Raw genomic sequence first — 12,618 nt, 5'->3', positions numbered from 1 at the left:
GCTCACTGCAGGGCCTCCGCGGCGGCAGCGGGCGCGGCGTTGCCGCGGCCCGGATAGTTTTCCAGCACGTCGAGCAACGCCAGCATGCGGCCCATGCCTTCATTGAGCACGGTGCCCGGCACCGGCACGCCCGGGCGCACCGTACGGCCGGCCAGGCGCGCCAGGAACGCGGGCGCGGCCGCGGTGGGCGCGTGTTCCAGGCGCAGCACCGACAAGCCCAGCTGCAGTGCGGCCACGGCGGCGGCATCGGGCGCATCCCCTGCGTCCTGCGCGAAATGGTCGATGGCGTGGCGCAGCGTGCGCAGGCCGGCCTCGGCCGCGTCGGTCCACAAGGCCCAGCGGGCCACCTGCGCGGCATCCTGCGCCAGCGCCGGATCGCACAGCAGGTAGCGCGTATCGAGCAGCTCGCCGGTGGCGCGGTCGGCAAGGCGGGCCACCACCAGGCAGGCGTCGATGCCGCCGTCGGGCGTGCCCTTGCCGCGCACCGGGCTGTCCGGCACGCGCACCTCGGCGGTTGCCAGCCAGCGCACGGCATCGCGCTCGCGCACGGTGTCTTCGCCGACGGCATGGAAGGTCAGCGTATCCGCCAGCGCATCCAGCTTCCACGCGGTGCCGGCGCTGACCACGCGCGCGGTCTTGCGCGCGCTGGCCACCCAGCGCTCGCCGGCCAGCTGCCAGCGCGCCAGCGTGGCGGCGGACGGCACTGCCTCGATCAGGTTGACCACCTTGCGCGCGGCGCTCATCGCGGCGCGCAGGTTGGCGGCATCCGATTCGGCTTCACCCAGCGGCTGGCCGGCACGGCCAGTGGGCGTCACGGTGGCGGCCAGCGGCATGCCGTTGCGGTCGGCCAGCCACAGCGTGTGCTGGACCGGCTGGGGCGAGCGGCGCCCGGGCACGGCCACCTGCAGCGTGGCGGCGACGGCCAGCACGTACTGGTCGCACTGGCGCGTCACGTCACGGCACACCGCTTCGCGCACCTGCTGCGACATCGCGCGCAGGGCTGGCGCGCCGGCGCCGCGCTGCTGCCACAGCGAGCGGGCCAGGTCGAAGCCCAGGCCCGCGCCGTTGAGTTCGGCCACGCACTGGCCGAGCGCGTCGGCGCTATCGGTCAGCGAGCGCAGCACATCGGTGGCGCCACCGCGCGCGCTTGTCTCTTCACCCGCACCAGCTGCCGCACGGCGCGCCGCATCGGCATCGGCGAAAACAGAGCCGCGGCGCGGCGTCAGGAAAGCGCGCTCGACCAGCGCGGTGCTGTTGGCGAGCTCCAGATGCTCGGGCACGCGCTGGCCGGTGGAGGCATAGAACACCGGCAGCCGGTGGCGGATCACCACGTCCAGCACCGATCCCAGGTGCGTCGCTTCATCCAGCTTGCTGATGATGCAGCCGTCGATGCTGCCGCCATCCGGCGCGGCGTCGTGGCGGTAGGCGTGCACCACCTCGTTGAGGGTATCGCCATGGCTGGCGCCGTTGAGCAGCAGCACGCGCTGCACCGGCGCAGGCACGCCGGCCAGCATGGCGATCTGTTCCGACAGGCTGCGGTCGCGCTGGCTCATGCCGACGGTGTCGATGATCACCAAATGCTTGTCCTTCATCGCCGCCAGCGCGAAGCGCAGGTCGGCGGCGTCTTTCACGGCATGCACCGGCACGCCCAGGATGTCGCCGTAGATGCGCAGCTGCTCATGGGCGCCGATCCGGAAGCTGTCGGTGGTCAGCAGCGCCAGCTTGTCGGCGCCGTGGCGCAGCACGTAGCGCGCCGCCAGCTTGGCCGTGGTAGTAGTCTTTCCCACGCCGGTGGGGCCCACCAGCGCCAGCACGCCGCCCTGCGCGAACAGGTGGTCCTCGTCGCCCAGCACCGGCAGCTTGCTGGCCAGTTCGCCGCGGATCCAGCCCATGGCCGCGGGCCGGTCATAGCCCAGCGGCAGCCGCGCCAGCAGCGTGCGCGCCAGTTGCCCGGAGAAGCCTGCGCCGACCATCCATTCGAACAGCGATTCGCGCAGCGGGTCGCTCGCGGCCACGCCGTGCGCTGCCGCGCTCGGGGCCACGCCCGGCGCGGCGCCGATGCCGGCCAGCTGGCGCTCCAGCATCGCCCGCATCGATTGCAGCTCGCCGCGCAGGTCGCCGATGGCCGCGGGCTCCGGTGCCGGTACCTGCGCCGGTGCCGGCGGCACATACACCTGCGCGCCGGCCGACACGCTGCCCAGATCGGTATCGCGCATGGCGACGATCTCCACCCCGCCCTCGACGGTGCGGTTGGACAGCACCACGGCATCCGGGCCCATGGCTTCGCGCACCTGGCGCATGGCTTCGCGGCCGTTGGCCGCGACAAACTTGGCTACGCTCATCGTTGACTCCTCACGCGCCGATCATGGCGGTGATGCGGATATTGCGGTTGTCCGGCACCTCGGCGTGCGACAGCACGCGCAGCTGCGGCATGGTCCGGCGCAGGAAGCGCGCCATCAGCGGGCGCAGCTGCGACGGCACCAGCAGCACCGGGTCCATGCCCATCTGCTCCTGGCGCGTGACCGCGCCCTGGGTCTGCTGCAGCAGCGCGTCGGCCAGGCCCGGCTCGATGCCGCCGCCGTTGGTCAGCGCCTGCGACAGCACGCGCTCCAGGCCGGCGTCGAGGCCGATCACCTGCAGGTCGGCATTGTTCGGGAACAGCTGCTGCGTGATGGCGCGGCCCAGCGCCACGCGGACCATCGCGGTCAGCTCGTTCGGATCACTGATCTTGGGCGCGTGCTCGGCCACCACATCCAGGATGGTGCGCATGTCGCGGATCGGCACGCCTTCGTCCAGCAGGTTCTGCAGGATCTTCTGCAGCGCCGTGAGCGAAATCGTCTTCGGCACCAGGTCTTCGGTCAGCTTGGGCGAATCCTTGGCGATGCGGTCCAGCAGCGCCTGCACTTCCTGGCGGCCCAGCAGCTCGGCCGCGTGCATGTGGATCAGGTGGTTCAGGTGCGTGGCCACCACGGTGCTGGCATCGACCACGGTATAGCCGTACGCCTGCGCCTGTTCCTTGATGCCGGCATCGATCCACACCGCCGGCAGGCCGAAGGCCGGATCGCGCGTGGCCGCGCCGGGCAGCGTGCCGCTGACCTGGCCCGGGTTGATCGCCATCCACTGTCCGGGCATGGCCTCGCCGCGGCCGATCTCCACGCCCTTGAGCGTGATGCGGTAGGCGTTGGGCTTCAGTTCCAGGTTGTCGCGGATATGAACGACCGGGACCAGGAAGCCGATCTCCTGCGCCACCTTCTTGCGGATGCTCTTGATGCGGCCCAGCAGCTCGCCGTCCTGCGCGCGGTCCACCAGCGTGATCAGGCGGTAGCCCACCTCCATGCCGAGCGGGTCCACCAGCGTGACGTCGTCCCAGCTGGCTTCGGTCGATTCCGGCGCCACCGCCGGGGTGCGCTCCTCACGCTGCTTGGTCTGCGCCTGCGTGGCCGCGCGGCGCGCGATATAGCGCCCCATCCAAACCAGCGCGCCTGCCAGCAGCAGGAAGGCAAAGTGCGGCATGCCCGGGATGATGCCCATCAGGCCGATGATGCCCGCGGTCAGGTACAGCACGCGCGGGTTGGCGAAGAGCTGGCCGGTCAGCTGCTCGCCCACGTCCTGCTCGTTCGACACGCGCGACACGATCACGCCGGCCGCGGTGGAGATCACCAGCGCCGGAATCTGCGCCACCAGGCCATCGCCGATGGTCAGCAGCGTGTAGTTGTGCACGGCGGTGCCGAAGTCCAGGTCATGCTGGACCATGCCCACCACCATGCCCGCGGCCACGTTGATAAACATGATCAGCAGGCCCGCCACCGCATCGCCGCGCACGAACTTGCTGGCACCGTCCATGGCGCCGTAGAAGTCAGATTCCTGCGCCACCTCGGCGCGGCGCTTCTTGGCGGCGGCTTCGTCGATCAGGCCGGCGTTCAGGTCGGCGTCGATCGACATCTGCTTGCCCGGCATCGAATCCAGCATGAAGCGCGCGCCGACTTCCGCAATCCGCCCCGCGCCCTTGGTGATCACCATGAAGTTGATCACCACCAGGATGGCGAACACCACGATACCCACGGCAAAATTGCCGCCCACCAGGAAGTGGCCGAAGGCCTCCACCACCTTGCCGGCCGCGTCCGGGCCGGTATGGCCTTCCAGCAGCACTATGCGCGTGGACGCCACGTTCAGCGACAGCCGCAGCAGCGTGGTAAACAGCAGCACCGCCGGGAACGCCGCAAAGTCCAGCGGCTTCTGCGTATACATGCTGACCAGCAGCACCATGATCGCCAGCGCGATATTGAAGGTGAACAGCAGGTCCAGCACAAGGGCCGGCAGCGGCAGGATCATCATCCCCAGGATCATGATGATCAGCAGCGGCCCGGTCATGGCCTTGAACTGGCCGGCGGAGCGCAGGCCGGGCAGGTTGAAGAGGTTGCTCAGAGCATTCATTCGCGCATTTCCGGTACGGCGAGTTCATCGGGCACGTGCAGGTCCGCCGGCGCCTGCGGCTGCGGGCCCTGCGAGTAGTGCCAGTGCTTCAGTTGATAGACCCAGGCCAGCACTTCGGCCACGGCGGTATAGAGGCCGGCCGGGATTTCCTGGCCCAGCTCAACATGGCGGTGCAGCGCGCGCGCCAGCGGCGGCGCCGACATCAGCGGCACGCGGTGCTCCGCCGCCAGCGCGCGGATGCGCGCGGCCACGTCGCCGGTGCCCTTGGCCACCACGCGCGGCGCGCCCATGCGCCCTTCCTCATAGCGCAGCGCCACCGCAAAGTGGGTGGGGTTGGTCACCACCACATCGGCCTTGGGCACCTCTGTCATCATGCGGCGGCGCGCCATGGCGCGCTGCTGCTGGCGGATGCGGTTCTTGATATGGGGGTCGCCCTCGCTCTCCTTGAATTCCTGCTTGACCTCTTCCTTGGTCATGCGCAGCTTCTTGAAGAACTCCCAGTACTGCCACGGCACGTCGATGGCTGCCACCACCAGCAGCGACAGCGACACCACCAGGCAGCAGAACATCACCAGGTCCACCATGTGCAGCAGCGCCTCCTGCACCGGCGCATTCATCAGCGCGATGGCCTCGGGCAAGCGGCGCCACAGCACCCAGGCGCCGACCGCGCCCACCAGCAGCGACTTGGCCACAGCCTTGAGCAGCTCCACCAAGGAATGCGCCGAGAACATCCGCCCCAGCCCCGCAATCGGCGACAGCCGCGACAACTGCGGCGCGAACGACTTGGCCGAGAACACCCAGCCGCCCAGCAGCAGCGGCGCGGCCAGCGCGGCCACACCGAACAGCAGCAGCAACGGCAGAAAGGCCAGCAGGCTGTCCCACACCATCAGCGCAAAGCGCGACAGCATGCGCGACGGATCGAACGCCGTGGCCGGCTCAAAGCGCAACGCGCCCTGCATCACCTGGTTCAGGCTGCGGCCCAGGTGGCCGCCCAGCGTCCACAGGCCGGTCACGCCGGCAATCAGCATCACGAACGTGGCCAGCTCGCGCGAACGCACCACCTGCCCCTCCTCGCGCGCCTTTTCCAGGCGCCGGGGTGAGGCGGGTTCGGTTTTCTCGAGATCGCTTTCTTCGGACATCCACGCTCCGTGCGAAGCGGCAGGCCGCTATTCGTCAGCGGGGATTATCGAAGCGGGGTGGGATTCCCATTCGCGCGAAAAGGCGGGGGAATTGGGTGCTGTTTGGGAAATGAGGGACTGTTGGGGTTAACGGCGCAGGCGTCAGGAGTCTTTAGCGGGAAAGTGACGAAGCCGCCGAACCGGGGTGCGCCGAAGCGGCCTTTGCCCGCCTCACTGAAAGCACGTTTCACATCGTGGGATTTCGGCGTTGCGCAGCGCCGCATCCGCTTTCGTTCTGCGAAAAAACGTTCCGTATCGTGAAAATTGACATCTATCCCATTGAAAAATAAGGAAAAACAAAGTCTTATGTCTTATATAAGACATGGCCGCAACGGCGTTGGATCCCCCTACAATGAGGTCACGCTGTTTGCTTCGACCCACGGTCGGCACGCCAAACGATTTTTCTCAAACGCGCCTTATCTTAGGAAACTGACATGGCCCAGTATCAAGACGACATCAAGGCAGTGGCTGCTTTGAAAGAAACCCAGGGCAGCGCCTGGAATGCCATCAACCCCGAGTACGCTGCCCGCATGCGCGCGCAGAACAAGTTCAAGACGGGCCTGGACATCGCCAAGTACACCGCCAAGATCATGCGCGCCGACATGGCCGCCTACGATGCGGACTCGTCCAAGTACACCCAGTCGCTGGGCTGCTGGCACGGCTTTATCGGCCAGCAGAAGATGATTTCCATCAAGAAGCACTTCAACAGCACCGAGCGCCGCTACCTGTACCTGTCCGGCTGGATGGTCGCCGCGCTGCGCTCCGAGTTCGGCCCGCTGCCGGACCAGTCGATGCACGAAAAGACCTCGGTCAGCGCGCTGATCCGCGAGCTGTACACCTTCCTGCGCCAGGCCGACGCCCGTGAGCTGGGCGGCCTGTTCCGCCAGCTCGACGCCGCCACCGGCGCCGAAAAGGCCGCGATCCAGCAGAAGATCGACAACCACGTCACCCATGTCGTGCCCATCATCGCCGACATCGACGCCGGTTTCGGCAACGCCGAAGCGACCTACCTGCTGGCCAAGCAATTCATCGAAGCCGGCGCGTGCTGCATCCAGATCGAAAACCAGGTCTCCGACGAGAAGCAATGCGGCCACCAGGACGGCAAGGTCACCGTGCCGCATGAGGACTTCCTGGCCAAGATCCGCGCCATCCGCTACGCCTTCCTGGAACTGGGCGTGGACGACGGCATCATCGTCGCCCGCACCGACTCGCTGGGTGCCGGCCTGACCAAGCAGATCGCCGTGACCAACACGCCGGGTGACCTCGGCGACCAATACAACTCGTTCCTCGATTGCGAAGAACTGTCGGCCGACCAACTGGGCAATGGCGATGTCATCATCAAGCGCGACGGCAAGCTGCTGCGTCCCAAGCGCCTGCCCAGCAACCTGTTCCAGTTCCGCGCCGGCACGGGCGAAGCACGCTGCGTGCTGGACTGCGTGACCGCGCTGCAGAACGGCGCCGACCTGCTGTGGATCGAAACCGAAAAGCCGCATATCGCCCAGATCGGCGGCATGGTCAGCGAGATTCGCAAGGTCATCCCGAACGCCAAGCTGGTGTACAACAACAGCCCGTCGTTCAACTGGACCCTGAATTTCCGCCAGCAAGCGTATGACGCGATGAAGGCTGAGGGCAAGGACGTGTCGGCCTACGACCGCGCACAGCTGATGAGCGTGGAATACGACGACAGCGAACTGGCGAAGCTGGCCGACGAGAAGATTCGGACGTTCCAGGCTGATGCGTCGCGTGAGGCTGGGATCTTCCATCATCTGATTACGCTGCCGACGTATCACACTGCTGCCCTGTCGACGGATAACCTGGCTAAGGAATACTTTGGTGACCAGGGGATGCTGGGTTATGTGGCTGGGGTGCAGCGGAAGGAAATTCGGCAGGGCATTGCCTGCGTGAAGCACCAGAATATGTCTGGGTCGGATATTGGGGATGACCACAAGGAGTATTTCAGCGGGGAGGCTGCGCTGAAGGCGGCGGGGAAGGACAATACTATGAATCAGTTCTGATTCTGGTAGGGCTAAAGCAAGAGCGCCAACCCGGAGGGGTTGGCGTTTTTTTATGTGGCAGGACTTCTCGCAGAGTGCTTCTTTTGAAGGTTACCGAACAGGCCACCGATGCAGGCGCCTTGCACTGAGACTTCTCACAATCTATGAGAAGTCTTGATACAAGCCGCTCAGCGATGCGTAAAAGGCTGGCGTGCAGGCCATTGCTTCCATGGAACGGGCGGCAGTAACTGGCCAATTTCCGCCACTCGCCATCACCGTAGCACGGTCATCCGAGCGGCGGTTCTGGATCAAACAGCCGACTTCCACGGACGGACCACGCTGCTCTGCTCATCGGTCCGGTTCAGTTTAGAAATCGCAACTCGCTCGTCAGAGTGTCGAAACCCGGATAAAGGCTCCCAGATGAGATTGAGAAATCATAGGAATCGTGCTGGCTCACGGGGCTATAAGGACTCTGACCGTAAGATCACCTTGATTTGCATTTAAATCATTCTCGATTCCCCGGGGGTTCAAGATGCGACCGTCTGGATCGTACACAAAACAAAAAAGCGTCCGACAGTCTGGGTGCCTCCTATACTTCGCTATGTCCACAATTAGTTGCTCCCCTAGTTCACGTGCACTTAGACCTGAACGGGACTTCTTAATCTCCACCACTGCTTCAATTTCAGGTAGTAGAAAGTCCACCCTTGCTGCCCCACCTGCATAACTCGGGGTCCACTCCTCGGGGCGCACGTCATCAAAGGCTATCCTCAACAAAGCATGGAAAAGATCTTGGACGTCGTACTCGTCGTCCACGTCCAAAGTTGGACGACCCTGACGCCGAACACGCAACTGCCGAGCGACCAAATGAAACCGCTCACCGATTCGATACAACGCTTCAACACGTTGCGGCTCGCTTGGCGTTCCAACTTCGGCCTGGGCGTCTCGGAGAGCAGCTGGACTTCTACACACCCTAGAAAGCACGGCATTGACAACACCGCGCAGATTCTCCACCCCTCGATATGAAGGAGAACCTAGGTAGTTTTGCGTGCTGTCGTTGAAGTAATTTGCGACGATTCTTGCGTGATGGAGTCCATCCACGAGTTCATCTTTGAACAAGTCAATAAGTTCAAGAGCTATCTCCCTGAAGCGTCCCTCATCCCCATCGCCCATGTAAAGACCCTCACGAGTCTTTTTGAAGCGGGCTAGCATCTCGTTCAATTCTGAAGCATAAGCTTCTAGAGTCACTATGAATTGATCTTGTTTCATTGTGATTTATACATATCTTTTTATAAGGTGCCCGTCTCAGAACTCACTCATCTCACACACTTCGCCTATGTCTTCCAAAAGATCTCCTGGTAGACAAAGAAGGCGTAGTGAGAAGAAATTTCAAATCCGGTCTCAGACGATTCTCAACTTAGATGTAGCAGCTCTCCATGCAATGCAATGGGAAGCCCTATTTGCATAAGTACGGTGCGGCTTCCCAAGCTTAGAACGGAGGTAGACCGCGCGCTACGCGCCAACGGTCGAGTTCTTCCTCAAAATCCTTTACGAATGCGGCTGCCATGCCGCTATACGCTTGATCAGGCTCTGCATGGCTCACCAGGACCTTAACCTCCTCCATAATGTCGATTAACTCCTTTGGCGAACCGCTCCAATCTTCCAGGCGATTCATGATGTGGGTCCGTAACATCCTCATTGAGCGGAGCGCAGAAATGCGATCCAACACAAGCTCCGCTCGATTGAGCGCGCAGGTACGAATAGTGTAGTCTCCGTATGGACTAGGACCATTCCCCCCCTGCTTGGGCACCATCAGTATGAGCTCGCTCGAAAAGGTCCAACTTAATTCGTTCGCTGGATCGCGCCTGCATGGATCGATGAGAAGAGGATCTTCTGCCATGAGTGAGCAGGAGTCGCCTATCGCACGATTTCCGCGAATATCGAATTGCGTCGCTTTTCCGTAACTATCCTTCGGAGTCTTGCTGAGCAACTCCTCCACTTGAGACTTCGTCATCACTGGTGTGACAATATGTTGCCTCAGGCTCTTGTTGCAGTCTCGGCACGTCGGGAGTAGATTTTCCCAATCATGCGCCAGCCACCAATACCCGGGGTGGTTGGTCAAACCCTTGATACCACCTTTGGGACGATAATGCTCGACCTCTCGAGCCCCAACGCCACCGATTTTGCTTTCGCAATACGCGCAATTTCCTCCAGCCAATTTCCGCAGTGCAGCCTTAACGTCTCGTCCCTTGTAATGCTTAAAAGTAAAAGAACTGTAAGTTGCTTCCCAAGGGACTCGCGCGCCGTAATAGGTGACGGCATCGGCCTTTTCGGTACTCACAGCAGCATATGGCCTATTCAGAGAGTTCGGAACGCCTACGCTCCCCCGATCTAGCTTGCGCATGTTACCGACCAGCTCTTGAAGATCGGAGGGCCCTAAAGACCGCAGCTACGGCATCACTGCGCGCCCTCGACGAAAGGCCGTCAAGCGGCCGCTCGCGCTCGCGCAAGTATTTCGAGAGTGCTTCATGGATGATCTGTGCCGCGGCGCTGTCACCCACTGTGAGCTTGGACACTAGGGCCCTCGCTTCTTCACCAATGTCGTGCGTCAGCTCGGCTTCAGCTAAGCGCGCGATCTCGAGATGAACTTCCGGGTCTACAGTGCTAAACAGTCCAAAATACTCCGAAGTTAGTATCTGCTCTACGCTCATGCCTGATATGTCGGGAAGGTCATCGACAAGCTGCACTCCGCCCTGCTCGTTCCGAGCAAGTACTATCACCTCTCCGGCATCCATACCGCGAACACACAACGGGTCGTGCGTAGTCGCAACAAACTGCACGTTGGGGAATGCCTGTCGAAGTGATGACATCACTCGCATTTTCCACCTGGGATGTAGATGGGTCTCGATCTCATCGATCAAGACAACGCCCTGCGCCGTTTCCAGATTTCTCCAGTGATCGAGCAGAGAGCGACACATGTCCGCAACCATCGCGAAGATGGAACGATAGCCCTCACTGAGATGACTGACCGGCGTCAATTGCCCTTGGGCGAGGACGCATATCCCAGCCCTCCGGTCGTTGACTAAATGGTCGTCGTCTCCGGTCGGCAGAATGGTGCGGATGGTACGGGTAACCTCGTCGAACTGTCGACCCGACAATTCCTTCAGCCACTCTGAAGGATCGGGCAATGGCCTACTAGGATCGAAAAGACTGCGAACTCTCTCTGCTGATTTCGCGCCCCGTCGCCCTCGCGCGCTCGCGAAATAGCGGTGTGGGCCATAGCCAAGTACCACGGTAGACTGGTCCTCCGTGCCGTCGAGACGGCCTCTTACAGGATCGTAGGAAAAGACTGCGGCCTGGCGGCTATCATGGATTTCAACAACCACCTCAAGGCTTTCCTTTCCCCATACATTCCAGGCTTTTCGATCCGTACTCCGGGCAAGTTCGTGATAAGGCAGCTGCAGCTTTTGCGCTTGCTTGGTTCCGAGAAGAGCGAGTGCCATCGCCGATAGGCAGGTTGACTTTCCGACCGCATTCTCGCCAAGCAAAAGCAAGCATGGTGCTCCCGCCTTCGTCGACCTCAATCTCGGGAACGGTATTCGCGCATCATCGATCGCACGAAAGTTGGAAACGTGTACGGACTTGAGAACTCCCCTGGCCGACCATAATTCAACGGGTCGTACGCTTGGAGAAGACCGTGTCGTTGCATCAAGCGAATTTCTCTCACGCTTCTGATATGTGATTAGCCGCGCCTTATCGGACGTCTCCAACAATTCGATGGCGCCAATCAAGCGTTCGTGTTCGTTGCTGTCACCGTCGTCGATTAAAGTATGAAGATGGCTTCTGAGCGCCATTCCACGATTGATAGACAGGCTTTCTGTGCCGTACTCGCCCAATGTTCGCAATACCACCTCACGACGCGCGCCAAGAAACGATCCTCCCAACAAAAAACCTTCCGGAAGCGGAGAGCGAGTTTCCAATGACTTGCGCCAGACCTGCAATGCTTTCGCAATGGACCTGCGACGTTCAGCTACAAGATACTCGTCGTTTAAACGGAAAATATCTATCGTTGTAATAGATTTTCGTGTATTTCTCTTGGAGACACATTCCCCCGTCGCCAAGTAGGAAATATGCGTCGATGGGTTGTCGATAGTTGGATCGATTAGGTACGGCCTTTCTTCACTTCTCGCCTCGTCGAGTGTTGCGAGATGGGGTGCACGGCGGCCGCCCATGACGGGAAAGTGGTCGGCCTTCGCCTTCTGACAGCGCTGACAAATTAGGAATAGGTTAAGCCACTCAAAGGCAAGCCACGCATAGTGGTCGGCGAAGTTATCTTCGCCGGCTTCGTAGGCGATACTAAGAGGTCGATAGTGACCAATTCCCTCAGACGTCCCTATTTCCTTTTCACAATATGCGCAGCGCCCCTCGAAATCCGACACTACCGCGTCAACGACATGCCCAGATCGGAAGATGTCATGATCGATCGGAGCGCGGCGTTGCCTACGCTCGTCCGAGGCTCGACTAGCCCATCGCAATAGCTTGTCCCGAGCGGGTTCAATCACTTCAAAGAAGCGATGGTCTGGTCTTTTTCTTCTGATCCTTAACACTTTCCATCCTTCTTTCTCATATCCCTTGGATAGGGAATTTCAAGCAAATTACTTGAAGGCTACCAGACCGTTTGTCACCCATTAAACGGGGAACCTTGGTCAACGCTCTGAGCCCATCCCGCCGGTCGCTATCGAACTAAGAACCGCCCTCACGAGCGGCCGTTCATCGGTGCCAGAGGGGCCGTTCGTCTCGCACCAACTGGATGTCAGTTGCTGCATCGCTGGCTAGCTGTGCTGGGACGAATCGAGCATTTCGAGCCAACTTTAAAACTTGGGGCTAAATGGGGGTCACCGGGTACCCCTTCGTAGATGATTCCAACTGGAGTCATGCATCCATCGCTATGAAGGCAGTATACTGCGGAGCCACTGAGTCCACTAAAAGACATGCCCACAGACTTTGGAAGGCTG

At 61.6% G+C, this 12,618-nt stretch carries 7 protein-coding genes; 1 reads left to right on the top strand and 6 read right to left on the bottom strand.

What is annotated here, in order from left to right:
- Positions 1-2 precede the first annotated feature (2 nt).
- Genes flhF through flhB form a run of 3 tightly spaced genes read right to left on the bottom strand, consistent with a single transcriptional unit; the run spans position 3 to position 5,573 of the window.
- The gene (flhF, locus tag AC3FMM_RS00475; protein WP_488685949.1) at positions 3-2,342 is read right to left on the bottom strand and encodes a flagellar biosynthesis GTPase FlhF; all 2,340 of its coding nucleotides are present in this window, start codon (positions 2,340-2,342) and stop codon (positions 3-5) included.
- 10 nt (positions 2,343-2,352) lie between these two features.
- Positions 2,353-4,434, bottom strand: coding sequence for a flagellar biosynthesis protein FlhA (gene flhA / locus AC3FMM_RS00470; protein ID WP_326347706.1), 2,082 nt, complete (start codon positions 4,432-4,434; stop codon positions 2,353-2,355).
- Entirely contained in the window at positions 4,431-5,573 is a 1,143-nt protein-coding gene (gene flhB / locus AC3FMM_RS00465) for a flagellar biosynthesis protein FlhB (protein WP_488685948.1), read from the bottom strand. The genes flhA and flhB overlap by 4 nt, the downstream gene beginning before the upstream one ends.
- A gap of 473 nt (positions 5,574-6,046) precedes the next feature.
- Between flhB and AC3FMM_RS00460 the strand changes: the two genes are divergently transcribed.
- Positions 6,047-7,627 carry an isocitrate lyase gene (locus AC3FMM_RS00460; RefSeq protein WP_240071482.1) on the top strand — a complete coding sequence of 527 codons (1,581 nt, stop codon included), beginning with the start codon at positions 6,047-6,049 and terminating at the stop codon, positions 7,625-7,627.
- Between the two features lie 432 nt (positions 7,628-8,059).
- On the opposite strand, the gene AC3FMM_RS00455 is transcribed toward AC3FMM_RS00460, so the two are convergent.
- The 3 genes from AC3FMM_RS00455 to AC3FMM_RS00445 all read right to left on the bottom strand — a co-directional run bounded on the left by AC3FMM_RS00455 (position 8,060) and on the right by AC3FMM_RS00445 (position 12,210).
- Positions 8,060-8,872 (bottom strand): PD-(D/E)XK nuclease domain-containing protein, encoded by an 813-nt coding sequence (locus tag AC3FMM_RS00455; RefSeq protein ID WP_488685947.1) that lies wholly within the window; start codon positions 8,870-8,872, stop codon positions 8,060-8,062.
- A 220-nt stretch (positions 8,873-9,092) separates the two neighbouring features.
- A complete protein-coding gene (locus AC3FMM_RS00450; RefSeq protein ID WP_488685946.1) occupies positions 9,093-9,944 on the bottom strand; it encodes an HNH endonuclease family protein in 852 nt (283 codons plus the stop codon).
- A gap of 64 nt (positions 9,945-10,008) precedes the next feature.
- Entirely contained in the window at positions 10,009-12,210 is a 2,202-nt protein-coding gene (locus AC3FMM_RS00445) for an AAA family ATPase (protein WP_488685945.1), read from the bottom strand.
- Positions 12,211-12,618 lie beyond the last annotated feature (408 nt).

Source organism: Cupriavidus sp. 207A1 (assembly GCF_057798955.1).
Note: the sequence above shows the minus strand (reverse complement) of the source record. Positions and strands in the feature narration are given on the sequence as shown.

Bases quoted from the DNA above. Each gene is read 5' to 3' on its own strand.
- flhF (WP_488685949.1), bottom strand. From the start codon at position 2,342: ATGAGCGTAGCCAAGTTTGTCGCGGCCAACGGCCGCGAAGCCATGCGC.
- flhA (WP_326347706.1), bottom strand. From the start codon at position 4,434: ATGAATGCTCTGAGCAACCTCTTCAACCTGCCCGGCCTGCGCTCCGCC.
- flhB (WP_488685948.1), bottom strand. From the start codon at position 5,573: ATGTCCGAAGAAAGCGATCTCGAGAAAACCGAACCCGCCTCACCCCGG.
- AC3FMM_RS00460 (WP_240071482.1), top strand. From the start codon at position 6,047: ATGGCCCAGTATCAAGACGACATCAAGGCAGTGGCTGCTTTGAAAGAA.
- AC3FMM_RS00455 (WP_488685947.1), bottom strand. From the start codon at position 8,872: ATGAAACAAGATCAATTCATAGTGACTCTAGAAGCTTATGCTTCAGAA.